Here is a 24,156-nt window from a genome sequence, read left to right as displayed (position 1 = left end):
GTCATGCCGCGTATTCTCGTGGTCGATGACGATCCGATGGTCGGTGCGACCATCGAGATCCTCCTCCAACGCCAGGGCTTCGACGTCACGTTGACTGACGGCGGAGAAACGGGTTTGGCTGCGCTCGAAACTCAGAGTTTCGACGTGATGCTGGTCGACATCTTCATGCCGCATATGCGCGGCTTCGAGTCCATTCGCATCTTTCACGAGCGCGCGCCGGCGGTTCCGCTGATCGCGATGTCCGGCTACGCCTTCGCCTCATCCGCCTCGCCCTCTCCCGACTTCCTCCGGATGGCGCTGGAGCTCGGCGCGACCCGCTGCCTGCGCAAGCCGTTCACGCCGGACGCGCTGCTGACCACGATCCGGGAATGCATCGCCGCGCCGGGCGATGGCTCGCAGCCGAAGGACAAGAAAGAAGCCCCTTGATCCCAACGCAGCGCGTCATTCTCGGTGCTGGACTTGCCATCCTCCTGATCATCACCGCAGCCTCGATCGGCCTCGACGTCAAGTCACGGTCCGACGCGGCCTGGGTCAATCACACCGTCCAGGTGCTGAAGAAGATCTCCGACCTGCGCGTGCTGATGCGCAGCGCCGAGAGCGCCGCACGCGGCTACGAGATCTATCGCAACCCGAGCTTCAGCGAGGAATTCCAGGCGGTGCACGCCCGGATCGCACCGGCGCTCGCCGACCTCAAGCGCAGCGTGCGCGACACTCCCGAACACGTCGCGCTGCTCGAGGGCACCGAGCCGCTGGCGCTGCGCCGGATCGAGATCGCCGCAGAAGTGATGCGCCTGCGCGCCGGAAACGACCAGGCCGGCATTGCCGCGGTCCAGGGCAAGGGCGAGGGCCGTGGCCTCATGGACACGGTGATGGGCAATTTCGATCATTTGAGCGCAGAGCAAGAACGATTGCTCGCGGCACGCTCCCAGGATTCGCGCCGCACCGGCATCGTGCTGCTCGGCATCGATGTCGCGGGCGCGCTGGTGATCCTGCTGCTGGTCGTGATGATGATGCGCGAGAGCCGGCGCAGCGAGGGCGCACTCAAGAGCACGCTCTTGGAGACCACGGCTGCCAATCAGCAGCTCGAGGCCGCAGTGGCCGAGCGCACCGAGCATCTGGTTACCGCGCATGACGAGCTGCGCCTGTCGGTCAACGTGCTCCAGAGCACCTTTCACAGCATGGCGGAGGCAGTGCTGGTCATCGATGCCGAGGGCAATGTCCTTCTGTCCAATCCGGCCGCCGAGCGCATGCTGCTGCACCGGACCGGCATGAACCTGCGCAATCTGCGGGCGATGTCCAGCGTGCTTCACGGCGACGGCGTCACCCCGCTCAAGCCCGACGAGCTGCCGTCGGCACGCGTGCTGCGCGGTGAGCCGTTCGAGAACATGGAGATGATCGTCCGCCCGCACAGCGGCAATCCTTCCCGCCATCTCATGATCAGCGGCCGGCCGATGCTGGACGGGCAAGGCAAAGTCTCCGGCGCGGTGCTGGTCTATCACGACGCGACCACCTCGCGTGAGACCGAGCGGCAGCTGTACCAGTCGCAGAAGCTGGATGCGATCGGCAAGCTCACCGGCGGCGTCGCGCATGACTTCAACAACATGCTGACCGTGATCTCCGGCAATACCGAGACGCTGGTGGCAAGCCTGAAGCAGCAGCCCGAGCTGCAGCGCGTGGCGCGCCTGATCGACGAGGCCGCCGAACGCTGCGCCGAGCTGATTCAGCATCTGCTCGCCTTTGCGCGCAGGCAGCCGCTGCAGCCGCGCAACGTCGAGATCAACGCCGCGGTCGCCGACATCGCCAAACTGCTGCGCCCTACCCTCGGCGAGCAGATCGAGATCGAGACCGTGCTGGAACAGGGGCAGATGACCGCGCACATCGATCCGTCCCGCCTCACCAATGCCCTGCTCAACATGGCCATCAACGCCCGCGACGCCATGCCGAACGGCGGCAAGCTGCTGCTCGAGGCCCACCGCGTCGTGCTCGACCAGGCGTATGCGCAAAACAATCCCGACGTGCGGCCCGGCCCTTACGTGATGCTCGCCGTCAGCGACACCGGCACCGGCATGCCGACGGAGGTGCAGCAGCAGGCGTTCGAGCCGTTCTTCACCACCAAGGAGGTCGGCAAGGGAAGCGGCCTCGGCCTCTCCATGGTCTACGGCTTCGTCAAGCAATCCGGCGGCCACATCAAGATCTACAGCGAGGAAGGCCACGGCACCACGATCAAGCTCTATCTGCCGCCGGGCGAAGGCATGGCCGAGGTGGCCCCCACCACGACGCCGCAGGCCGAAGGCGGCGCCGAGACCATTTTCGTGGTCGAGGATGACCCGCTGGTGCGCAACTTCGTCACCGTGCAGCTCCAGAGTCTCGGCTACCAGACCGTCGCCGCGCCCGACGGCAAGGCCGCGCTCGAATTGATCCAGGCCGGCCAGCCGTTCGATCTGCTGTTCACCGACGTCGTCATCCCCGGCGGCATGAGCGGGCGCGATCTCGCCGATAAGGTGGCGACGATCCGCCCCGGGGTGAAGGTGCTCTACACCTCCGGCTACACCGACAATGCCATCGTCCATCACGGCAAGCTCGACGACGGCGTCATGCTCCTGACAAAACCCTACCGCCGCAACCAGCTCGCCGAGATGATCCGGAAGGCGCTCGGAGACATGCCGGCCGGCTAGCGTTTCTGCTTGGCGATATGTCCGATGGCGTTGCAGATGATCCGCGCTGCGCAGATCGCCCCAATGTTCTGCAGATCACGCTCTGGCACCAACTCAACCAGATCGAGACCGACAATTCTGGCCTTCGAGGCGATGCCCGCGATCAGGTCTACGACGTCGAAATAAGACAGACCGCCGGGCTGCGGCAGAAGCACACCCGGAATGACGGACGGATCCAAGCCGTCGCAGTCGATCGTGATCAGGCAATTCGCGTTGTCCTCGATTGCGCTGAGGACAGCTTGAACGCCCAGGCTTCTCACGTCTCGTGCTGTGAAAATCCTGGAGCCCCAATTCCGCGCGCAACTGAGCTCCTGCGGGCCCGAGCCACCGACACCCCGCAAACCAACCTGCACAATGCGTTCGACCCAAGGCAACTCGCTGGCGCGCCGCATCGTGCTGGAAAAAGTATGTGCTGAGCCGTCGCGCCGGTCCTTCCAATCCAGATGCGCGTCGATCTGCAGGATGGTCAGCCTGCCCATGTCTTCGAACGCCTCGAAGAACGGTATGGGGACGGAATCATCTCCGCCCAGCAGCATGGGTACCGCCCCGGACTTCAGTATCTTTTTGGTGGCCGTCCTGATTGCTTTCCGGTTTTGCTCGGGGGCATCGGGTGACGTGGCAAGATCGCCACCATCGACGACCCGGATCTGCTCCGGGTCGAGCAGGATTCCGTCCTGGTCGAAATCCCACCTGGCAAGGTCGGTCTGGTAAACGCGCAAGGCATTGCGAATGGCCGTTGGGCCATTCGCGGCATGGCTGGTCCGGCCCTTCAAATGCGGCGTTGCGTCGGCAGCTCCGAAGATGACGATGTCGGCTTCGCCAGGAGGCAGGGGAACAGGCAGAGCAAGGTCGCACGCCGCGACGCCGAGGAATGTATTGCGCTCGCTCGCCATAGCGGTCTCGCAGGAGGCACTCAGTTTGGCCGACATAGCTAATCCGCAACGCTTGGACGAGTTCCTGACTTGCTCTCGGCTTGCCGAGCCGAACGCCGGAGCCGCTCTCACCTGGGACGTGACCTCATGTGAATCAATGCTGTAAGCCGATGAGAGTCAACGTTCGGTGCCTGCAAACACCAGGCCGGGCTGCGTCAGAAAACTTCAGGGATGGTCGCTCCGCAGCGGCTCCCAGATTTCGATTTCGCGGTCTGACGCGAGCAATCCGGGAAGCGCATGTTGCCATGCGTCCCGATACGGCCGCTTCATTTGAACGTTCAAAACCTCTTCATGGCTCTCCCACGTCTCGTACAGCATGAAGCGATACTCGGAGGCTGTATCGCGATGCAAAACCGCTTGGTGAAAGGTCGGCTCATCTCTCATCGCATCGAGTACCGTCCCGAGCAGTTGCAGAAAACTCGAGCGTTGCTCGGGCACGACGTTGAATTTAATGACATAAGTGACTGGCACGATGATTTGCCTCGGTGTTCGCTAGGCGGCACTTGCTGGATGGAGGATGGCCTCCCGCAGGACGATCCGTCGGCCTCAAGCCGGAAAGAACTGATAGTCGGCAACGATTTTTCCGCTGCCATCCACGATGAGAAATTCGAGCCCGCGGGCCAGAATGGCGTCGCCGCTGGCGGGAAGCATTTCCCAGTGAAAGACCACAGCGTCGTGCACCCGGCGAGCATCATCAGCGGCCCGAAATCGGTTGGCGTTATCCCTGACGTTCTTCTCATGAGACTCCCGCACTCGTCTCTCGAGCGCCTCGTACCCTTCGACCTCCCGATCGCCCACATAGTGCCGGCCCCCGGTGATCCATAGTTCCGCGATTTGGCTTTTGCGCCGCTCTGCATTGGTTTCGTTCCAGACGGCGACGTAGCGGTCGGCCAGACTGCTTGGGCTTTCCATAGTCATCTCCTTGAAATAACGACGCTGGCGCCGCTGCACGGCTCGCGCCCTCGTTAGCGCACGCGGAAGGGTGCCTCACGCGACCGCGGTCGGTCGATAACGTCGCAGGTAAAAGAAACACGGACCTGCGGTGCGAATTTGACGTGGGAGGTAATAGTCTGGCGGGGGTGGCAGTTCATAAGGTGAAACATGGCCGTTCGCGCAGTTGAATTTGGCGTATTGCTACGGAGGTGGCGCGCCAGCCGGGGTATGTCGCAGACCACGCTTGCGCTGGCCGCAAACAGCTCGACGCGGCACCTGTCCTATCTCGAGACCGGTCGCTCTCATCCGAGCAAGGAAATGGTCCTGCGCCTGGGTGAGCAGCTGAAATTGTCGTTCCGGGATCAAAACACGTTTCTGTTGGCCGCAGGGTTTGCGCCCGAGTTCGCCGAACGGTGTCTCGAAGAAATGTCGTCTGCGACGTCCGCGATGGAGCAGATCCTACGGGTCCATCTTCCTTATCCGGCCTATGTGTTGGACCGACATTGGAACGTCGTTCTGTCGAATGCGGCGCTGCCGCAGCTATACGAGGGATGTTCTCCGGAGTTGCTTCGCGGTCCCGTCAACGCCGTGCGCCTCATCCTGCATCCAGACGGGATGGGGCCGCGCATCGACAATTTCGTCGAGTGGCGCGCCCACACCATCACGGTGCTGAAGCAGCAGATTGAGGCAAGAGCGGATCCCGTCATTCAGGCGCTGCTGACCGAGGTGTTGTCGTATCCGGCCCCGAAGGGTGCCGTGGCGCTCGCATCAAGTGATGGCCCTCAGCGGTATGTGACGCCTCTTCGTGTTCAGACCGGGTTCGGCAGAGTCTCGTTCCTGAACACCACAACCGTTTTCGGCGCCCCCGCCGACATCACACTGTCGGAGCTTGCCCTCGAAATGTTGTTTCCGGCCGACGAGGCCACAATCGCCATTGTGAAGGACATGGTCAATGACGCCAAACTGTCGGCCAGCGGCGCTCCGCTCGCGTCCAGAGTGGGCTGATCGATCGGCCTGGTCCGCATGCCAGGCAGATGGCCCATCGATTTAGAACCGCGCCTTTCAAGAAAAACACCCGGTGATGCTCTCGCTGACGGTTGCAGAGGCGCTACAGGGAGGAAGCACCGATCACGCGACCACTGTTCACATATACTCCCACCCCGAAAAGCTATTTTGACTTCCGAGGTCATCGACACCCTCCGACGTAAGACGCATCTTGCCGGCGACGTGAGGATCCCGCCGCGAGTAAGCTCAGAGGGTCTCAAGGAGAATGGAATGAACAGGCGAAATGTTCTGGTCGCAATCGCGTTGACTGCATTGGGCGCGCGCTTTTCATCAGGTGTGCTTGCAGCCGAGCGCGCAGACGAGGGGAGAAATAGAGTGGTCAGCGTCAATGACATCGTCGTGCGATATCTGGCAGCATGGAACGAGCAGGACACGAAGCAACGTCGCGATCTCATAGCGGCGACGTGGACTGACGACGGCACCTATGTCGATAGGGTTCGTGATGGGCGTGGACATGAGTCCATCGACGGCATGATCGCCAAGGCCCAGGGGCAGTTCCCGGGCTATCGGCTCAATCTCGCGAGCGGGATTGAAACTCATCATGATTATGTGCGGTTCTCTTGGGTCGCGGGCGGCACTCCGGATGCTCCGCTCTACATCAAAGGCACCGACTTTGCCTTGATTGCCGATGACGGTCGCTTCAAGTCAGTCATTGGCTTTGTCGACGCCGCTCCGGCGCCCGCGGCGCGATAGGCAACCGGACATCGAGCGGCCAGCCCCTACCGCGTCGCCAGCACCACCGCCGCCAGTGTGAGCACCAGCGCGGCGATCTGCCCTGCTCCCAGCGGCTCGTGGAGCGCGATCGCGGATGCCACGACGCCGATCACAGGCACCGCCATGGTGCCGATCGCGGCGACGGAGGCCGGCAGGCGCGCGAGCGCTGCGAACCAGCTGACATAGGCGATGCAGAACTGCACCACGGTCGAATAGACCAGCAGCCACCAGCCGACCGGCGTCACCAGCTCCAGATGCGTGGTCTCGACGGCGAGGCCGATGATCGTGATCGGCAGGCAGCCGATCCCGATCTGCCAGGCCGCGGCCGTGATCGGCGGCAGACGGATGGGATATTTCTTCGAAAACACCGTGCCGAGCGCGAAGCCGAGCGCGCCGCACAGCGCCATGATGATGCCCGGCAGCTTGTCCGCGGTGGCGGCAAAGCCGTTGCCGCCCATGATCGAGGCAAGGCCGGCAAAGGCCATCACCAGTGCGATGGTCCGCAACAAGGTCGGCTGCTCGCCGAGCACCGGCCAGGCAATCAGCGAGGCCCAGACCGGCATGGTGTAGGCGATCAGCGCGGCTTCGCTCGCTGGCAGCCACAGCAGCGCCAGCCCCATCAGCACCATCCAGCCGGTGACGTTCAGGAGCGCGGCGGTCACGAGCCGCGGCCAGATCTCGCGCGGGACCCTGAGGCTGTCAGCGCGGATCAGCGCCAGCGCCGCCAGCAGCACCGCGCCCAGCACGCCCGTGACCCCGCGCAAGGTCAGCGGCGGCAGCTCGGAGAGCAGGAATTTCGTCACCGGCCAGTTGAAGCCCCAGCCCACCGAGGTGATGGCGAGGAACATCAGGCCGGCCGGAGCGATGCGCGGTCGCAGCACCGGCCGAGTCGAATCAAGCATGAGGGTAGTCCGGCAAAATTTGACCGAGCTTGGCGCGGATTCGGGCCTCCCACCACCACCCCGGCGGGCATGCCTGCCCTCACCTTCCGTAGCCCTACGTGAGTCCCCCGGAGGCAAGCCCGCGATTCAAAAATATACCTGCCCTGTGAACAGCGGGGTGAAGCCTCGCCAGCACTCCAAGATGCAAATTTTTTCGGTTGGGAATCCCTGAGGACTCACTGATACTTGGCTCAACAACAGGCGCGGGCTTCCCCCTGTTATCCCCCGCAATCCACCATATTTAGTATTTGATTCAGGAACTCGCACTAGTTCTTGACGGGCGTAACGGAGAGTCCTAGTTTTCGATCCGTTCGGCGCGAGTGTGTTTGCGTCCCGCCGGCACTCCCCCAAAGGGTCTGCAAAACAGCACTCCGCCAAGCCAGACAAAGGCAGCGGGATACGGGCTTGTCTGCCCGGCGAGAGCGGATTTTTCGGGCGCCTGAACGGGCTGGAAACAGGCCCGGATGGCAATGGTTGAAGACGTGACGTTGTGGGGCGTTGAACGCATGTCGGGCTCATCCCTTTGGGGCGGATGGGTCTGGACGTGCCGGCGGGTGATCGGTGCGCGCATCGAGCAATCGCGTCGGGAGAAAACGGGCCGGGTCTACCGGCTGAGCTGCGATGCCAAGGGGCCCGACCGCCCTCAAGCGCCGCGAAATGAAATGATGACCCGGCACGCCTGAACGGAGGCGGTCCGGTCAAAGATAGGACGGGGCAAGACCATGCGGATTGAGCGGCGCCACACCACTTCGGGACAGTCACCTTACGCCGGCATCGAGTTCCGGCTGACCACGTCGGAGATCAGGAATCCCGACGGCTCGGTCGTGTTCAAGCTCGACAATGTCGAGGTGCCGACCGCGTGGTCGCAGGTCGCCTCCGACGTCCTGGCCCAGAAGTACTTCCGCAAGGCCGGCGTTGCCGCGCGCCTGAAGAAGGTCGAGGAAGAGTCCGTCCCCTCCTTCCTGTGGCGCTCCGTGCCCGATACCGAGGCGCTTGCCCTGCTGCCCGAGAAAGAGCGCTTCGTCAGCGAGCTCTCGGCCAAGCAGGTGTTCGACCGTCTCGCCGGCTGCTGGACCTATTGGGGCTGGAAGGGCAACTATTTCTCCTCCGACGAGGACGCCCAGACCTTCTACGACGAGCTCCGCTACATGCTGACCATGCAGATGGTCGCGCCGAACTCGCCGCAATGGTTCAACACCGGTCTGCACTGGGCCTATGGCATCGACGGCCCCGGCCAGGGCCATTATTACGTCGACCCCTTCACCGGCAAGCTGACCCGGTCGAAATCCTCCTACGAGCATCCGCAGCCGCACGCCTGCTTCATCCAGGGCGTCGGTGACGACCTCGTCAACGAGGGCGGCATCATGGACCTCTGGGTCCGCGAAGCCCGCCTGTTCAAATACGGCTCCGGCACCGGCTCCAACTTCTCGCGCCTGCGCGGCGAAGGCGAACGCCTCTCCGGCGGCGGCCGCTCGTCCGGCCTGATGAGCTTCCTCAAGATTGGCGACCGCGCGGCGGGCGCGATCAAGTCGGGCGGCACCACGCGCCGCGCGGCCAAGATGGTCGTGGTCGACGTCGATCACCCCGACATCGAGACCTATATCGACTGGAAGGTGAAGGAGGAGCAGAAGGTCGCGGCTCTCGTCACCGGATCCAAGATCAACCAGAAGCACCTCAAGGCCGTGCTGAAGGCCTGCGTCAATTGCGAAGGCTCGGGCGACGATTGCTTCGATCCCGAGAAGAACCCGGCGCTGCGCCGCGAGATCAAGCTGGCGCGTCGCAGCCTCGTGCCTGACAACTACATCAAGCGCGTCATCCAGTTTGCCAAGCAGGGCTACAAGGACATCCAGTTCGACGTCTACGACACCGACTGGGATTCGGAAGCCTACCTCACGGTCTCCGGCCAGAACTCCAACAACTCCGTCTCGCTCAAGGACGACTTCCTGCGCGCGGTCGAGACCGACGGCGACTGGAATCTGGTCGGACGCACCACGAAGAAGATCACCAAGACCCTGAAGGCGCGCGACCTCTGGGAAAAGATCGGCTACGCCGCCTGGGCGTCAGCCGACCCGGGCCTGCACTTCAACACCACCATGAACGACTGGCACACCTGCAAGGCGTCCGGCGACATCCGCGCCTCCAATCCGTGCTCGGAATACATGTTCCTGGACGACACGGCGTGCAACCTCGCCTCCGCCAATCTGCTGACGTTCTACGATATCCCCTCCAAGCGTTTCGACGTCGAAGGCTACGAGCATCTCTGCCGGCTCTGGACCATCGTGCTCGAAATCTCGGTGATGATGGCGCAGTTCCCGTCGAAGTCGATCGCCGAGCTCTCCTACGAGTTCCGCACGCTCGGCCTCGGCTACGCCAATATCGGCGGCCTCCTGATGACCATGGGCCTGTCTTATGACTCGAAGGAAGGCCGCGCCATCGCCGGCGCGCTGACCGCGATCATGACCGGCATCACCTACAAGACCTCGGCCGAGATGGCGTCCGAGCTCGGCACCTTCCCCGGCTACAAGAAGAACGCCGCGCACATGCTGCGCGTGATCCGCAACCACCGCCGCGCCGCCCATGGCCAGTCCAACGGCTACGAGGCGCTCAGCGTCAATCCCGTCCCGATGGACCTGGTGTCCTGTCCGCAGACAGACCTCGTCACCCATGCGCAAGCGGCCTGGGATGCGGCGCTCGAGCTCGGCGAGAAGCACGGCTATCGCAACGCCCAAACCACGGTGATCGCGCCGACCGGCACGATCGGCCTCGTCATGGATTGCGACACCACCGGCATCGAGCCCGACTTTGCGCTGGTGAAATTCAAGAAGCTCGCCGGCGGCGGCTACTTCAAGATCATCAACCGCGCGGTCCCCGCAGCACTTCGCGCGCTCGGCTATCGCGAGAGCGAGATCGCGGAGATCGAGGCCTACGCCGTCGGCCACGGCTCGCTCTCCAACGCGCCCGGCATCAACGCCTCGACCTTGAAGGCCAAGGGCTTCACCGACGAAGCCATTGCCAAGGTCGAGAAGGCGCTGCCGACCGCGTTCGACATCAAGTTCGCCTTCAACAAATGGACCTTTGGCGAAGACTTCATTCGCGACCAGCTCGGCATCGGCGCTGAAGCCATTGCCGCGCCGGGCTTCGACCTCCTCCAGGCCGTCGGCTTCACCAAGCGCGAGATCGAGGCGGCCAACGTCCACATCTGCGGCGCGATGACGGTGGAAGGTGCCCCGCACCTCAAGGCCGAGCACTATCCGGTGTTCGACTGCGCTAACCCTTGCGGCAAGGTAGGCAAGCGCTATCTCTCGGTCGAGAGCCACATCCGCATGATGTCGGCGGCGCAGCCCTTCATCTCGGGTGCGATCTCCAAGACCATCAACATGCCGAACGACGCAACTGTAGAGGACTGCAAGTCCGCCTACATGCTGTCGTGGAAGCTCGCGCTGAAGGCCAACGCGCTCTACCGCGACGGCTCCAAGCTCAGCCAGCCGCTCAACTCGCAGCTCATCGCCGACGATGAGGACGAGGACGATGCGATCGAGCATCTCTACGACAAGCCGATGGCGGCGCGCACCGCGCAGGTCTCGGAAAAGATCGTCGAGAAGCTGGTCGAGCGCATCATCGTGATGCGCGAGCGCGAGAAGATGCCGGATCGTCGCAAGGGCTACACCCAGAAGGCGGTCGTCGGCGGCCACAAGGTCTATCTGCGCACCGGCGAATATGACGACGGCCGTATCGGCGAGATCTTCATCGACATGCACAAGGAAGGCGCGGCACTGCGCTCCTTCATCAACAACTTCGCCATCGCGGTGTCGCTGGGCCTCCAGTACGGCGTGCCGCTCGACGAATATGTCGACGCCTTCACCTTCACCCGCTTCGAGCCGGCGGGCCCCGTGCAGGGCAACGACAGCATCAAATACGCGACCTCGATCCTCGACTACGTTTTCCGCGAACTGGCTGTGAGCTATCTCAGCCGCTTCGACCTCGCTCATGTCGATCCCAGCGAGACCGGGTTCGACGTGCTCGGCAAGGGCGTCGAGGAAGGCAAGGAGCCTGATGATCACGGCCAGCGCGCCTCCAAGCTGGTGTCGCGCGGCCTCACCCGCTCCCGCACCGACAACCTCGTGGTGATGCGCGGCGGCTCGACCGCGGTCGCGCAAGGCAACGACAGCGCGCCGGCGGGCGGCTCCAAGGTGACCTCGCTGGCTTCCCACGGCGCAGGCCGTGCCGGCGACGTCCTGGAAGGCGCGGTCGCGCTGAAGCAGGAAGTGGCCCACGACCTCTCGCCGACCGAGAAGCTCGAGGCCCTGCAGTGGAGCAAGGCCGGCAGCGCACAAGTCGCGGTGCCCAGCAAGGCCGAGCGCCGCGCGGAAGCGAAGGCAAAAGGCTACGAAGGCGAGATGTGCAGCGAGTGCGGAAACTTCACGCTCGTGCGGAATGGCACGTGCATGAAGTGCGATACGTGCGGCAGCACGACGGGGTGTTCGTGAGGGGCGACGTGCGTCACAATGGTCGTTTGTCCAAGGGCGGCCGAAAGGCCGCCCTTCTTGTTGACCACTCGCCAGCCGGTGTGCGGTGATTCGCGCTCTCTCTTCTTTGGCTCGGCTGGGCGTCAGCCGCGAGACGGTAGCATAGAACCGAATATACTTAATGTTCTACTTTTGTTCCTAAAACTTATCTGAAAACAAAGGCTTAGGTTTTGCAAAACCTTTGTTTCGTGGTACATAGGGGGAATGGGCACCCCTGACCTCAACAGTGTGCGGAACCGGCGGCGACAAATCTGGTCGCAGATTTCCGCGCTGTGCGAGGAGGACCGCGACCTCTACACCGCCGAGAAGGTGCTGCTCCGCTTGTCGGGCGCGACCGAGAAGGCCTCGCTGCCGATGACGGTGTTGCCGCCGCAGATGGGCACGGCCTCGACCGAGATGAACGCCCTGCTCTCCTCCGGCTCCTACGGCATCACCACCCGCCTCCACCCCAGCGAGTTCACCCACCGTGACCTGGTCGAGGCCGAGCGCGACTTCGCCACCGCTGAGGAAGAAGAGGAAGACCACGTCGAGGGCGAAGAAGGCGGCGGGGATGATGACGACGGCGGCGCCGGCCTGGTCAGGGTCGTGCGCGACGTCATGACCGGCAACGAGACGTTAGAGCAGTTGACCATGCTGCTCATGCGCAACTGCGGCGACGTCTGGTGGACGGCCGCCGAGATCCAGACCTTCCTGACGAAGATCAAGGGCCGCGAGGTCCCGATGGCGAGCATCTCGCCGATGCTAACCAATCTGAAGAACAACAGCGTAATCACCCGCAACGGCCACGAAATCGCGCTCACCGAGCGCGCCAAGGAGGACGTCTTCAAGTGATTAAGGCTGTAAAACCCCAGGATCCCTGTTCATTAGTGGAGGATAGCGCCTGAGTTGCCTTACGGTGACTCTTGTTTTTTTAGTAGTTTCGACTTGTGCACTCACCGATTCGTCCTGGTCCCAGCTCCTTCATCACAGGCTTGGGGCTCTGACAACAGGCCCCCAAGGGGCGTGCGGGCTCAGGCCGCACTCGGTGAAATAGGAGGGTCTCTTGAAGACTTGTCCCGTGCACATGCCCGTCTTCGTGATCGCGTATATGCGGTTCCGGTTCGGGCGTTGGGAGAGCGTCTGCTCTCACTGTCGGGGACTCCCGAGCCGTTGAAGGCGGCCCAGGAGTCGTAGTCCGACGTAAGATGGGGGGTCGCCTAAGGGCGGCCCCTCTGCCATTTCTGGGGTTACCCAGAAATCTGATGTGCCGACCAGGCAGAGGTTCGGTCGGCGAAACTGAGTTGAGGGTTCAATGGCGAGTCGCTCTCGCCAGAGCCTCGCTGGGGACATGTTACCATCTGATTAAGATGGACCACCGTACGTCGTCCTCCCGCTGCGTTGACTCATTGAGTCGGTCAACTTCTTGTTGACTCTTTGTAGTGCGGGTTTTTACCCGGTACAACCCCTGTACCGGCCTTTCCAGAAGCTTTGGTGTCACCCAGTAAGACAATTATGGGCATTCTGACACCATCTTGGTACCGTACTTGATGCAACCTACCTATGAGCCCTGAGCCTCTTGATGATGTCCTTGGTGCTCTCGCCCTTGTCCTTGAACAGGTCCTCCAGAGCTATCTCGTAGAGCTGGTACGCATCGAGCATTGCAGCCTGTGACACCTTCGAGCTGTGTACACCCAGGTTCCCGATAGTACGCAGTGCATGCAGGGTGTCAGAGTGCTCCTTGGTACCAACCTTCTTCGCGAACATGTCGATGCGTGCAGACAGGTCGAGCATCCTGCGCTTGCCGGGCTTGGCTGGGTCTTTCTTATGAATGCGTGTCTTCGTGACACCAAAGTGGTCCATCATCCGCTCCAGGCTGGTACGTAGCCGGGATGCGCACACGTTGTAGTCCACCCAATACAGCTCGAAGGACAGCTTCAGCTCCTTCACCACTTCGGCCGGCGTCTTCTTGGGTACCTCGATGAGTGGTGGTGCAGGACGCATGTAGTGCGGCCTGTAGCCTCTCACCCACTCCACCTCATTCTCATGATTGGCCTCCGGCTCGGTCCATACTTCCCCGGCGGCCGCAACTACCTCCCCGCATCCTGACCGTGCACACTGCAGGATCATCGTGAAGCGCTCCGGCGTGTTGGGATTGAAGTCTATGCTCCTTGCGTACTTTGGGACCTCAGTCTTGAGCGCCTCCTTGAGCATGCGCAGGTCGCCGCTACACTTCGGACACGGGAGGAATGGCCAACCAGATCCATTGAGCGCTCCCTTCCACAAATGCTTCCTCAACTCGCGCCTCCCCAGCCCTGCATGGTTCTAGAGCCGAATTGCAGGTACCTGCAAGAAGAGGCGCGCTATTGGGCGCTCGCTAAACGTGGGCTCCAACTACAGTGACACTGCACTCAACTCTTGGAGGACTAGGGACCAATCGTTGTCGTTTCGGGAATTGCGGTGACAGTGCGCTAAAATTCACCCTCACCGTCCTGTCGATCGGCCCTTCGTTGCTCATCAACACATCCTGCCGCCGAATTGCCTTTGCGGTCGAGCCCTTCCCTTCTAGACTCCCGTCACCACCGGCATTGGTTCCGACCGCCCCGGTAGAAGCGGAGTCGAGTTATGCCCAAACCCGAAAGCTTCCCGATCGAGAAGATCTTCGTTCCCACGAAGCAAAAGAAGGCCATCAAGCCCGAGATCGTCGGGGAGATCGCGGAAAGCATGCTGGACATCGGACAACAGGAACCCATTTCCGTCCGGCTCGACGGAGACCGCCTCGTTCTGGTCGAGGGACTGCATCGGCTCGAAGCCTGCAAGGCGCTCGGCGAGACGACCATTCTCGGTGTCGTCGTCCCGGCGGAGGTCGCTCAACACAGGCCGCTGCTGTCGGAGCGACCCGAAGTCGAGGCAGAGCGCCTCAAGATGGCGCGATTGAAACAGCTGCGCCTCGAGAAGGAAGCTGCGGAAGCATCTATGGCTGGCTCGAAGAGCATCAACGGAACGGAAGCGCCGCGCACCCGTCCGACGAAAGGCGTGCGCGACAATCCGAAGGCATCACCGGGCCGGACCGTGGGATCGACACCGAAGACATTGTCGGACTGGATCACGCAGCAAAAGGGCCACGGCGGTCGCTATTGATGGCCGGCGATGACGGTGACAGTGCACTTCACCTGTCGATGTAGATTCCATGCGCGTCGCCGTAATGCGCGACATGGTCAGGCCGACACGAACGCAAACGCCCGCGCCCCCTCCGCCCCTACTTCGTATTGGCCTCGACCGCGTCGAGCAGCGGCATCTCGCGATGCGACTCGCAGAAGCGCGAGAGCTTGTTGCCGTTCCTGTTCAGCGCTTGCGTGTCCACAACGGGATTGTTGCGGCGGCCGGCGTAGAACCCGGCGAGCCAGACGTTCACGGTCTGCATGTGGGTAATGCGCTGGGTGATGTACTGGTCGCAGCTGATCTTGGAAACGTCGACCAGCACCTGGGCCTTGGCCGGCACGGCCAGCAGCAGGGCCGCGAAGGCACCAAGGATGATCGCTCTTGTCTGAATCATGTTTTCCTTCCGATGAATGTCTGCACGGTGGCGACGGTCGGGCGCTGCATGCTTGATCCAGATCAAGGGCGCCCGTTGCATACCCCGCGACCGCCCCACCCTGAGGCCTCGCCATAATTTCTCCTCCGCACGCGCGTTGTGTTGGATCGCGGCGAGTCTTATCGTTCCGATCGGACTGCCGCACTCCCATTGACGCCCGACTGGATCGAGAGCGCATCGGTGCCCGAGACGAACGACCCAAAACCTGACGACCACAAGCCTGACGCCCCCAAGCCTGAGGCCTCCAACCCGGACGCAGGGCGAGCCGATGGCGGGCTGGCGCGGGCCTACGACCGGATCAAGAGCGCAGAGCAAGACCTGGCGCGGCTGGACCGGCTGGTTTCCGGAATGGAACGCGGCAACGAAGGCCCGCGGGTCTCGCGAGCAAGCGCCGGTGCGGAGACTGTCCAGGCTCCCAAGGACAAGATTCCCGAGGACAAGACCCCCAAGGCCGCGGCGCCGGCGCCGGATAGCAGGGTTCGTAATCAAGGCCTCAAGGGAGACCGGCCCATGCGGCGCGCTCTGGTTGGTCTCGTGCTGGCGATCGGCGTTCTCGGTGTCGCCTTCGCTTCGCAATATCGCGACGAGGCCAGGTCCATGAGCAGGTCGATCATGGCGCGATGGGCTCCGCCCGCCGCGACTGAGCCTCCGCAAGCGGCCGCGGTTGAAAGTCCAGCGCAACCGCCGGCAGTGCAGCTCGCTGCCGCGGATGAGCCCGGCACGGTGCCCGCGCCGCCGGCCGGCAAGGACACGGAGAGCAATGCAGGGTTTGACGCTTCAAGACCCAACGCATCAACAACGGGCGCCACAGCCCCTGACTCGTCGTCGTCCGATCTCGCGCAATCGCTCAAGACCATCACCAGCGAGCTCGCGAACATCAACGGAAAGCTCGAGCAACTGAAAAGCCGCAACGAGCAGACGCTGCGCGAGCAGGCCGACACCATTCAACAGCTCAAGGCGGCGCAAGAGAAAGATGCGGCGGCCAATGCACGCCTCGCCGCACAGGTCCAGGCGCTGCAAAAGGAGCTGACGACGTCATCCGCATCTTCATCCGCGCCTGCATCCGCGAAACCCGCCGCGCGGAGCGTGATTACCAACGAGACCGCTGCGCCTGCACGGCCGCATGTGCAAGCGGCCGCACCGCGGCGGCCCCGACCGTCGCGAGGGCCCTGGATGCCCCCGCCCTATATGGTCGATCCCTATTACGGTGATCCGGATTGGTGAGCCCGCAGGGCAACGCGAGCAGTTCTGCGCCAGCACGCAAGCTTGCGGACCCGCATCAATCACGCGGCGAGATCTGAAGCTCCATCAACGCCATGCGCTCTAGGACAGCGGGGTCTCGCTCGCCCTCCTTCGCCGTGCGAAGGATTGTTTCCGCGATCGACTTGACATGCGCAGAGCTGACCGGGGCCGGCAGTGACGCAACCGCCGTGTCCAGCGCAGTTTTCATGATGCCGATGGTTTCAGGCGTAAAAGATGCATTCGAAAAATCTAGCATGCTGGATCCGATCTGGAGGTCATCACGAGCGTCGCCTGGTTCGAATGGCTGCTGATCTGCGCAATCCGGTCGACCAGGGCCGTCAGATGTTGCGGCAATGGGTCGTGCTCGCCCCGAAGCTTGATCCGCAGGCGGTCGCCTTTTTCATTGCAGATCGCCAGGCTGGAGCCGCGGTCGATCTGAATGGCATTGCGAACATCGGGGCTGTTCATGAAGGTTTCCGGTTGATACGCACGGAGCACGCTTCGCGCCGAGCCGCGCTGACAACGCGACTGCGCTCTTACTCAGGCGAGGATCGGAGGTTCGATCTCGCTACGCTCGGGGATCCCGGACTTAACGGCCCCATTGGGCCAGAGTTCCGTCCGAACACAACTCATGTTTGGATTTCACGGAAGCAGCAGTTTCTGCGGCTTGCGGCGGTTAAGGACCGTAGCCCGGATGGAGCGCAGCGAAATCCGGGACGGTGCTCGCGGCAGGATTCCCGGATTGCGCTACGCTCCATCCGGGCTACAGGCGCGCATCAGACCATCGCTTCCGTATCTGCCACCGGACGCTTTCCGTCTTCTGGATCTCCGGAGCGAACAGCCCGGCTTCCGGCCGCGAAAATGTCGTGCACGAGGCCGAGCTTCCCCAGCCCCAGAATGATCAGGCCGTTGATGTCGATCTCGTACCAGGCGTGCGAAATGTAGGCGTCGCGCGGAAACCGGTGATGGTTGTTGTGCAGGCCTTCACCGAAGGTGAGGATCGTGGTCACAAACTCGTTGGTGGTGCCGTCGTCGAGATCGAAGCGGCGGTAGCCGTAGCGGCCGTCGCTGTGGCAGACCGAGTTGACCAGTGATGTCGCCATGGTCATGAGGTAGCTGCGGAACAGGCCGGAGAACAGGATGCAGCCGGTCATGGTGTGCACGCCGCCGAAGGCGTAGCCAATCGCGCCCGGAATGATCACCGCCGAGAGCGCGTACCAGTACCAGCGCGTCCTGGTGAAGAACATCGCGATCGGATCGGCCAGGATGTCCTTGGCGTAATATCCGGCATCGGTGGTGGCCTGGTCCCACACCCAGCCGCCTTGCGCATGCATCATCCCCTTGGCGAAGGTGACATAGGGGTTGCCGTCGCCGTCATAATAAGGGCTGTGGACGTCGCCGGGCTTGTCGGAGTGCAGATGATGCCGGCGATGATTGCTCACCCATTTCAGGATCGAGCCCTGCACCGCCATGGTGGCGATGGCCGCGAACAGCGTCCGCATCACCGGGCCGCAGCGGAAGCTGCGGTGCACGAAGTAGCGATGCATGAAGCCGATCCCGACCGTGGACAGCGCGAACGTGCCGGCGAAGACCGAAACCTCCACCCAGCCGATGCCTTGCCAGAAGGCCCAGACCAGCGCCGCGATCGATCCGCCGATCATGATGACGAAGGAGATGTAGGAATCGCGAAACTTGGCCTCGACCACGGGACCTTCGACCAGCACGCCCGGCGGCATTTTCCGCTCCGCAGCTTCCGCCGACACCACGCTTTCGATCACGGTCATTCCAGCCGATCCATTCACACAAAATTAACCCTGTTGCGGCGCACAGTACAACCTCGGGTTATTTCCATCAAGGATTGGAGCTGCCGTGGGAGTACGGAGCGGCGACTTGAAATGCGCGACCGGAGGGAAAAGAAGCCGGACTTCAAGGCCTGGTGACAGCGTTAACCAGGTGCAAAGCCTCCGCGATGCACTCCCACAAGACCGATGCCAGGACGAAGCAAGCCCCTCCTCTCCCGCCTTCGCAAGCTCAGGCGACGCGCGCGTTGGCTGCGAAAGACTTTCGCGCGCGCACCGCGGATGGTTCGGATCGCGGGCGGCATGGCGATGCTGCTTGCGGTCATCGTGCTCGTGAACATCGCCTATCAAACCATGCGCAAGCCGACCGAGCTGTTCGTTCTTGTCGGCCACGCACTCGACAAGGAGCCATCGGAGACCTGGCGGCAATACGGGCCGCTGTTCCGCAAGCATTCAACTGCGACGATCACGCCCGAATTGCTGGCCGCGCTGGCGCAGGTCGAGACATCCGGCAATCCGCTCGCGCGCACCTATTGGCGCTGGCGATGGAGTTTTAATCCGCTCGCGATCTACCGGCCAGCCTCCAGCGCCGTCGGCCTGTTCCAGATGCTGGACGCAGCCTACGCCGACGCCGCGCGGTTCTGTATTCGCAGCAACGCGGTCACGGAAGCCGGCTGCGGTTCGCCCTTCCTCTATGTCCGCGCGATCCCGAGCCACGCCATCGAGCTGGCATCGGTGTATCTCGACCGCAATGTCGCCGATGTCCTCGCCCGCGCGGGTGATGTGAAGGCGAGTGCGCGCGAGCGGCAGGATCTCGCCGCCTTCATCCATCTGTGCGGCGCCGGCCCCGCCACGGCCTATGCGCGCCGCAAGTTCCAGATGATCGCCGACGAGCGCTGCGGCGATCACCTCGTCGCAAGCTATGTCGCCAGGGTCAACGCAATGAAGCGGCAGTTTGTGCGACTTGCTGCGGATGACGGCGGTTAGCAAAGGAGCGTAGCCCGGATGAGCGAAGCGACATCCGGGAATGCTGCGGTAACGTCCCGGATATCGCTTCGCTCATCCGGGCTACAGGCGCCAATCAATTCCGCGTCCGTCGGTGGCCTTCACCACCAATACGGCCAGCGCCAGCCCTCGTAGCGGACATACGACGACACCAGCGGCGGACCATAGGGATCGACCCGGTCGTCTTCCGGGCGATAACGATAGCGCGGAACGATATTGTAATCCCACGGCGTCGGCCTGAGCACCGGGACATCCACCCTCAACCGTTGTTCATCCACCACGCGGGCCTTCCGCGCCCGGGCTTCGGCATCCGATATCCCGAGATTACACAGCACCAAGGCGGTTCCGAGCGCACACGCGACAGTCATGATCTTCATGCGTTTGTCTCCTTGCCGCCAGAGTGCAAAAGGACGCCAGGCAAGGCAAGCGAATTTGCGATCCTCTTGCTTGAATGATCGGCGTCGGCTCCGGCGGACTCTCCACCCGTCATTGCGAGCGGAGCGAAGCAATCCAGACTGTCTCGCCGGCGAGACTGGATTGCTTCGCGGAGCCTGTCATCGGGCCGCGCTTCGCGCGGACCCGTTGGCTCGCAATGACGGAGAAGTGACGGCACGACGCGCTTCCGACCCGCGCCCTACTCCCGCGCGCGACGCACCGCCTCCGCCAGCTTCATCCTCTGCTTGTCCCACCGGCTCTGCTCCGCCTCGGCGCGCTCATCCAGCGCGGCGCGCTCCGCCTCGATCGCCTCCGCCCGCGCTTCGTGCTCCCGCCTCGCCTCGTCCAATGCGGCCTGCGCACTCGCGACCGCCTTGTCGCGGCGCGCGCGCTCCTTGGCGCGGGCCGCCTCCTCCTTGCGGCGCTCGGCTTCCCGCCGCCGCTCTTCCTTCTCGAACGCCGCGGCGGCCTTGCGCGCCTGTTGATCGTCGACCTTGCGGGATGGTTGCTTTGCAGCCTTTGAAGGACTCTTTTTCGGCTTGGACTTCGATTTGCGTTTGGGCTTGGCCTCGTCGTCAGCGAGATCGGTCGGCAACCCGGAATGCTCGGTGAACGGGCCGTCCGATCCGACCGGACGCCGGAGCACCACGCCCGGCTTCTCCATCGTCGCCGCGACGATGTCGGGATCGTCGGTCTCCTTCGCGGCGCCCTGATGAAACAGATTGGACCTGGCGCCCCAGGCGTCCAGCGCCGCCTTCATCGAGGGCGCGGCGATCGCCTGGTCGTAGAAGCCGAGCGAGGTCTGGTAGGTCTTCAGTTTTCTTTTTGGTGTCTTCGGCATGTCGCCCCACGGCCCGGCGAGGCCATCACACGAACCTTCGCCACGATGACATCATGCCCCTGTTTTGCCCGACGAGTCAAATTCGATTCGGTATCGCCGAAATCGATGCAGGACGCTACGGCCCAACACCAACGCTTTTTCGGATTTCCAACACACTGAAATCCCTCGGGATTTCTACTGTGCATGGGGTTGTTTTCGACGTTTTTATTTTGGCGGGTCGCTACCTACGCCGCGTCGACATCCTCGGGCGCCGGCCCCGCGACGAGCCCGTCGAGACCGACCATCAGCAGATCGGCGATGTGCATCAGCTGGTACAGCGGAATGTCCGCCAGGCCCTGCTCGCCCAGCGACACGAAGGCCGGCGTGGCGCCGATGAGCTCGGCGAGCTGACCTTGCGTGTAGCCGCGTTTTTCGCGCGCAGCCCTGAGGCGCGCGCCGATCCCGAGCCGGTGCCGGGACTGCTCGTCCGCGGTCATCATCACGGCCTGCTCGTCGGCACTCGCATAGCCGTCCGCGAACGCGCTGCCGATCAGCCTGCCCTTGCGCTAGGCCACCCGGCAGTCCTTGCGCAGTCCGCTGCTGAAGACCAGCGTGAACTGCTCGGCGACCCAGAGCGAGGCGTTGAGGCCAAGGCGCGCGCCGGTGCCCGAGACATCGCGGATCGTGCAGGGCGCGCTGATGATCTTGCCGGTGCCGTTGTCGAACTCGACAATGCCGGTGCGCAGCGTGTGATGTCTGACTGCGGCGCGATGCTCGCTCATGACCAGAACACTCCCTTCCGCGGCAACGTCGAACGGACGCCGCGTAAACCCGGACCTCGATACCGTAGAATTTTTCCCGAACTCCTAAGTTTCCAAGGGTTCCACCAGGACTGAAAGCCATGGTAAAGGATTTGCTCCCAATCCATCTTTTTCCGGCGGAAAGCGTGCGGCGCGCCCGTGACGGGCGACGAGGCGAATCATGACCGACGCGATGAAATGTCCGACCTGCAACTCCGAGCACGCCTATCAGGATCGCGGCCTCTGGGTCTGCCCGGAATGCGGCCACGAATGGAGCGGCACGGCGGAGACCGCCGCGGACGCCACTCAGGAGGCCGGCGTGCGCGATGCCAACGGCAATGCGCTCACTGATGGCGACAGCGTCATCGTGATGAAGGATCTCAAGGTCAAGGGCTCCTCCTCCGTCGTCAAGGGCGGCACCAAGGTCCGCAACATCCGCCTGCAGGACGCCACCGACGGCCACAACATCGCCTGCAAGATCGACGGCATCGGCGCGATGAATTTGAAATCGGAGTTCGTGAGGAAGGCGTAAGCCGGGGCCAGCCGTATGTCGCAATGTTCAGAAGTGGACATACGCTGCTGCGTCAGCCGGCTACCCATCAGTCGACATCCGCACGAACAAGTCTTGGGAGGCCGCACTGCGAGGACCGCCAACAGGGGACGCGACCGGGTCAGACCCGACCGATGACATGTTCGACAATCTGAGCGATCAGGCCGTCTTGCGATTGTACGAAAACATCCGGCATCAGGTTGCCGCCGACAAGGCGCTCGGAGGCAGGTATCGGCTGCTCGGCAAATCCGCCAGCGATCGCGCCGAGCGGCTCGGGCGGGAGCTGACCGGCCGCGGCGTCAAGTTCACCGCCATCGAATGGTAAGCGCCGTTTAGGGGCCGCGGTCTATCGCTGCCTCTGCGCCAGATAGAATCCGCACAGCACCGTCACCAATCCCGCCGTCTGCAATAGTGTCGGCGGCTCGCCGAGCAGGAGCCAGCCGGTGAGCACCGTCAACGCCGGCACGCAGGCCGGGACAACGGCGGCGCGGGCGACGCCGAGGCGCTGCACCGAGACGGCGAACAGATAAAGCGCAGCCGGGCCCGCCAGCACGCCCTGCGCCAGCGCCTGGATGGCGTTCTCACCAATTCCGATCGCCGCGATCCGCGCGAGCCCACCGGTCATGAGGTAGATCGGCAGCAGCAGCAGCGACAGCACGTTGATGACGAGCGCGGCCGACACGGCGGAGACACGCCAGTGGCGCACCAGCGCGCCGAAACCCGCGAACATCAATCCGGTCAGCACGAAGGTGAGATCGCCGAGCACGCCGTCCGCGCCGATATGGCCGATCGATTCCGCGCCGATCACGCCGAGCCCGCCGACGATGACGAAGGCGCCGGCGATGCGCGACGCGGAGACATGCTCTTTCAGGAACAAGGCCGCGAGCAGCAGGCCGCCGAGCGTCGCGCAGGAGGGCTGGATCACGCTGCCATGGCCGAGCGGCACGAACAGAAAACCGGTGTAGGAGATCAGCGACATCACTGGGCCGCCGAGCACCATCAGCGCAAGGCCCCTGCCCCAGCCGATGCCGCAGAGATCGGAGATTCCGCCGCGTATCACCAGCGGCAGGAACGCGATGCCGGACCAGACATAGCGATGCACGAGCAGATCGACCGGCGTGAAGCCGACCTTGAGGCCGTGCCGCGTGCCGGCAAAGCCGAGCGCCCAGAACAGCGCCGCGGCGAGGCCACAGAGCACGCCGACAAGCGCCGGCGCCGCATCGCTTTTCTGAGTGAGAGCGTCAGCGCCGCTCGTCCGCTGATCCATCAGCAAGGCTTATGTCAGCAAGCGACGAGGCTCAACCCACGCGGCTGCAGATCTGGCTAGAAAAATCCAGGGCTGAGATCGAGCCCATAGGTCAGGCTGAGCACGAACACGAACAGCGCGGCGGCTGCGAACAACGCAATGTGCTTGAGAATGAACGCGCGCGGCGAGACGCTTGCAACAACGGCTTTCTGTGCAACGGGCATGACTACTCCATTATGAAAATGATTCTTGGCTGCTCAATAAGCGGCGCCCGCATCAAGCGCCGCGATCTGCAAAGCAACTATTAAAGAGATCACACTCGCTTTGAACGGCCGTACACAACCGCATGTGATCATGACTCGCCGCGCCAAAAAAAAGACCGCGCTCCCGAAAGGGAACGCGGTCCACGCAGGCTCGCGAAAAAAACGAGCCTGCATCACGTTGGCTTGACGTTGGCTTGTGGCGTCCCCAGATCAGCGGGCGCTGCCCGTCGTGACGTCAGCCGTCTTCACCTTGCGCGGCGACAGAACGCGCGCCTGGTGGACCGAAGCGACAGTAGTGGGCGCCGAGGCCTGCTGCTCGACGTGCGCGGCACCGAGCACGCGCACCTGCATCGGGGAGACCGGAAAGCCGTTGGCCTCATAAGTCGGCAGCTCGGCGGCGAAAGCCGCGGTGCTGCCCGCGATCGTCAGGATGGCGGCGGCGATCGACAGAATCTTCTTGTTCATTGGTGATGCTCCTGATGGAAAGTTCGGAGCACATCTAAGCGCATTTTGCTGCATTGCGACATGCGTTGTTGCAATGCAACAACGCGCCCGGTGCATGGCAATATGTTTAATGCGCGCAAGGCTTTGGCCGAATCA

Annotated in this window: 26 protein-coding genes and 1 pseudogene; 12 read left to right on the top strand and 15 right to left on the bottom strand. The window is 63.1% G+C overall.

Features of this window, described 5'->3' with window-relative positions:
- Positions 1–3 precede the first annotated feature (3 nt).
- The gene (locus BRA1417_RS0121995; protein ID WP_027517674.1) at positions 4–426 is read left to right on the top strand and encodes a response regulator; all 423 of its coding nucleotides are present in this window, start codon (positions 4–6) and stop codon (positions 424–426) included.
- Positions 423–2,675 (top strand): CHASE3 domain-containing protein, encoded by a 2,253-nt coding sequence (locus BRA1417_RS0121990; RefSeq protein WP_027517673.1) that lies wholly within the window; start codon positions 423–425, stop codon positions 2,673–2,675. Before BRA1417_RS0121995 ends, BRA1417_RS0121990 begins: the two co-directional genes overlap by 4 nt.
- Here BRA1417_RS0121990 and BRA1417_RS0121985 read toward each other — a convergent pair.
- From BRA1417_RS0121985 to BRA1417_RS0121975, 3 genes are all read right to left on the bottom strand, one after another.
- Entirely contained in the window at positions 2,672–3,643 is a 972-nt protein-coding gene (locus BRA1417_RS0121985; RefSeq protein ID WP_245286260.1) for an arginase family protein, read from the bottom strand. The genes BRA1417_RS0121990 and BRA1417_RS0121985 overlap by 4 nt on opposite strands.
- A gap of 168 nt (positions 3,644–3,811) precedes the next feature.
- Positions 3,812–4,117 carry a putative quinol monooxygenase gene (locus tag BRA1417_RS0121980; protein WP_027517671.1) on the bottom strand — a complete coding sequence of 102 codons (306 nt, stop codon included), beginning with the start codon at positions 4,115–4,117 and terminating at the stop codon, positions 3,812–3,814.
- A 75-nt stretch (positions 4,118–4,192) separates the two neighbouring features.
- Complete coding sequence (locus tag BRA1417_RS0121975) at positions 4,193–4,558, bottom strand: hypothetical protein (RefSeq protein WP_210164825.1); 366 nt, start codon at positions 4,556–4,558, stop codon at positions 4,193–4,195.
- Between the two features lie 189 nt (positions 4,559–4,747).
- Between BRA1417_RS0121975 and BRA1417_RS0121970 the strand changes: the two genes are divergently transcribed.
- Positions 4,748–5,584 carry a helix-turn-helix domain-containing protein gene (locus tag BRA1417_RS0121970; RefSeq protein WP_051448360.1) on the top strand — a complete coding sequence of 279 codons (837 nt, stop codon included), beginning with the start codon at positions 4,748–4,750 and terminating at the stop codon, positions 5,582–5,584.
- Positions 5,585–5,854: 270 nt separating this feature from the next.
- The gene (locus BRA1417_RS0121965; protein WP_084462496.1) at positions 5,855–6,337 is read left to right on the top strand and encodes a nuclear transport factor 2 family protein; all 483 of its coding nucleotides are present in this window, start codon (positions 5,855–5,857) and stop codon (positions 6,335–6,337) included.
- 26 nt (positions 6,338–6,363) lie between these two features.
- Here the strand turns inward: BRA1417_RS0121965 and BRA1417_RS0121960 are convergent, their stop codons facing one another.
- Positions 6,364–7,260 carry a DMT family transporter gene (locus tag BRA1417_RS0121960; protein WP_027517667.1) on the bottom strand — a complete coding sequence of 299 codons (897 nt, stop codon included), beginning with the start codon at positions 7,258–7,260 and terminating at the stop codon, positions 6,364–6,366.
- A 503-nt stretch (positions 7,261–7,763) separates the two neighbouring features.
- Here BRA1417_RS0121960 and BRA1417_RS42925 point away from each other — a divergent pair.
- The 3 genes from BRA1417_RS42925 (at position 7,764) to BRA1417_RS0121950 (ending at position 12,656) form a co-directional block, all read left to right on the top strand.
- The gene (locus BRA1417_RS42925) at positions 7,764–7,982 is read left to right on the top strand and encodes a hypothetical protein (protein ID WP_084462270.1); all 219 of its coding nucleotides are present in this window, start codon (positions 7,764–7,766) and stop codon (positions 7,980–7,982) included.
- A gap of 39 nt (positions 7,983–8,021) precedes the next feature.
- A complete protein-coding gene (locus BRA1417_RS0121955) occupies positions 8,022–11,786 on the top strand; it encodes a vitamin B12-dependent ribonucleotide reductase (RefSeq protein WP_027517666.1) in 3,765 nt (1,254 codons plus the stop codon).
- A gap of 243 nt (positions 11,787–12,029) precedes the next feature.
- Positions 12,030–12,656, top strand: coding sequence for a hypothetical protein (locus BRA1417_RS0121950; protein ID WP_027517665.1), 627 nt, complete (start codon positions 12,030–12,032; stop codon positions 12,654–12,656).
- 702 nt (positions 12,657–13,358) lie between these two features.
- On the opposite strand, the gene BRA1417_RS0121945 is transcribed toward BRA1417_RS0121950, so the two are convergent.
- Positions 13,359–14,015: a DUF4145 domain-containing protein gene (locus tag BRA1417_RS0121945; RefSeq protein WP_027517664.1), complete on the bottom strand. Its 657-nt coding sequence runs from the start codon at positions 14,013–14,015 to the stop codon at positions 13,359–13,361.
- A gap of 411 nt (positions 14,016–14,426) precedes the next feature.
- Here BRA1417_RS0121945 and BRA1417_RS0121940 point away from each other — a divergent pair, with 411 nt between their 5' ends.
- The gene (locus BRA1417_RS0121940) at positions 14,427–14,942 is read left to right on the top strand and encodes a ParB N-terminal domain-containing protein (RefSeq protein ID WP_027517663.1); all 516 of its coding nucleotides are present in this window, start codon (positions 14,427–14,429) and stop codon (positions 14,940–14,942) included.
- A 118-nt stretch (positions 14,943–15,060) separates the two neighbouring features.
- Here the strand turns inward: BRA1417_RS0121940 and BRA1417_RS0121935 are convergent, their stop codons facing one another.
- Positions 15,061–15,357, bottom strand: coding sequence for an HdeA/HdeB family chaperone (locus BRA1417_RS0121935; RefSeq protein WP_245286258.1), 297 nt, complete (start codon positions 15,355–15,357; stop codon positions 15,061–15,063).
- A gap of 219 nt (positions 15,358–15,576) precedes the next feature.
- On the opposite strand from BRA1417_RS0121935, the gene BRA1417_RS0121930 reads away from it, so the two are divergent.
- The gene (locus BRA1417_RS0121930; protein ID WP_027517661.1) at positions 15,577–16,620 is read left to right on the top strand and encodes a hypothetical protein; all 1,044 of its coding nucleotides are present in this window, start codon (positions 15,577–15,579) and stop codon (positions 16,618–16,620) included.
- A 55-nt stretch (positions 16,621–16,675) separates the two neighbouring features.
- Here the strand turns inward: BRA1417_RS0121930 and BRA1417_RS45690 are convergent, their stop codons facing one another.
- The 3 genes from BRA1417_RS45690 to BRA1417_RS0121915 form a co-directional block, all read right to left on the bottom strand.
- Positions 16,676–16,894 carry a hypothetical protein gene (locus BRA1417_RS45690; protein WP_027517660.1) on the bottom strand — a complete coding sequence of 73 codons (219 nt, stop codon included), beginning with the start codon at positions 16,892–16,894 and terminating at the stop codon, positions 16,676–16,678.
- Complete coding sequence (locus BRA1417_RS0121920; protein WP_027517659.1) at positions 16,888–17,106, bottom strand: hypothetical protein; 219 nt, start codon at positions 17,104–17,106, stop codon at positions 16,888–16,890. Before BRA1417_RS0121920 ends, BRA1417_RS45690 begins: the two co-directional genes overlap by 7 nt.
- A 308-nt stretch (positions 17,107–17,414) precedes the next feature.
- Positions 17,415–18,422 carry an acyl-CoA desaturase gene (locus tag BRA1417_RS0121915; protein WP_027517658.1) on the bottom strand — a complete coding sequence of 336 codons (1,008 nt, stop codon included), beginning with the start codon at positions 18,420–18,422 and terminating at the stop codon, positions 17,415–17,417.
- A 204-nt stretch (positions 18,423–18,626) separates the two neighbouring features.
- Between BRA1417_RS0121915 and BRA1417_RS0121910 the strand changes: the two genes are divergently transcribed.
- On the top strand, positions 18,627–19,424 hold the full coding sequence (locus tag BRA1417_RS0121910; protein ID WP_027517657.1) for a hypothetical protein: 798 nt from the start codon (positions 18,627–18,629) through the stop codon (positions 19,422–19,424).
- Positions 19,425–19,543: 119 nt separating this feature from the next.
- Here the strand turns inward: BRA1417_RS0121910 and BRA1417_RS0121905 are convergent, their stop codons facing one another.
- The 3 genes and pseudogenes from BRA1417_RS0121905 to BRA1417_RS40660 form a co-directional block, all read right to left on the bottom strand.
- Positions 19,544–19,819 carry a hypothetical protein gene (locus BRA1417_RS0121905; protein ID WP_027517656.1) on the bottom strand — a complete coding sequence of 92 codons (276 nt, stop codon included), beginning with the start codon at positions 19,817–19,819 and terminating at the stop codon, positions 19,544–19,546.
- Between the two features lie 257 nt (positions 19,820–20,076).
- A complete protein-coding gene (locus tag BRA1417_RS0121895) occupies positions 20,077–20,718 on the bottom strand; it encodes a hypothetical protein (RefSeq protein WP_027517655.1) in 642 nt (213 codons plus the stop codon).
- A gap of 224 nt (positions 20,719–20,942) precedes the next feature.
- A pseudogene (locus BRA1417_RS40660) lies at positions 20,943–21,479 on the bottom strand (helix-turn-helix domain-containing protein).
- 199 nt (positions 21,480–21,678) lie between these two features.
- Here BRA1417_RS40660 and BRA1417_RS0121885 point away from each other — a divergent pair.
- Together BRA1417_RS0121885 and BRA1417_RS40655 are read left to right on the top strand one after the other, a co-directional pair.
- Entirely contained in the window at positions 21,679–22,029 is a 351-nt protein-coding gene (locus tag BRA1417_RS0121885) for a zinc ribbon domain-containing protein YjdM (RefSeq protein WP_027517654.1), read from the top strand.
- 157 nt (positions 22,030–22,186) lie between these two features.
- Positions 22,187–22,372, top strand: a complete 186-nt coding sequence (locus tag BRA1417_RS40655; RefSeq protein ID WP_035968716.1) for a hypothetical protein — start codon at positions 22,187–22,189, stop codon at positions 22,370–22,372.
- 21 nt (positions 22,373–22,393) lie between these two features.
- Here BRA1417_RS40655 and BRA1417_RS0121875 read toward each other — a convergent pair whose 3' ends face one another.
- The 3 genes from BRA1417_RS0121875 to BRA1417_RS0121865 form a co-directional block, all read right to left on the bottom strand.
- Positions 22,394–23,314, bottom strand: coding sequence for a DMT family transporter (locus BRA1417_RS0121875; RefSeq protein ID WP_027517653.1), 921 nt, complete (start codon positions 23,312–23,314; stop codon positions 22,394–22,396).
- Positions 23,315–23,370: 56 nt separating this feature from the next.
- Complete coding sequence (locus BRA1417_RS44880) at positions 23,371–23,517, bottom strand: hypothetical protein (RefSeq protein ID WP_198034846.1); 147 nt, start codon at positions 23,515–23,517, stop codon at positions 23,371–23,373.
- Between the two features lie 249 nt (positions 23,518–23,766).
- On the bottom strand, positions 23,767–24,021 hold the full coding sequence (locus tag BRA1417_RS0121865; RefSeq protein WP_027517652.1) for a hypothetical protein: 255 nt from the start codon (positions 24,019–24,021) through the stop codon (positions 23,767–23,769).
- Positions 24,022–24,156: the final 135 nt, after the last annotated feature.

This window comes from Bradyrhizobium sp. WSM1417, from assembly GCF_000515415.1.
Lineage (GTDB): Bacteria > Pseudomonadota > Alphaproteobacteria > Rhizobiales > Xanthobacteraceae > Bradyrhizobium.
The sequence above is the reverse complement of the archived record's forward strand: the minus strand, read 5'-3'. Positions and strand labels throughout refer to the sequence as shown.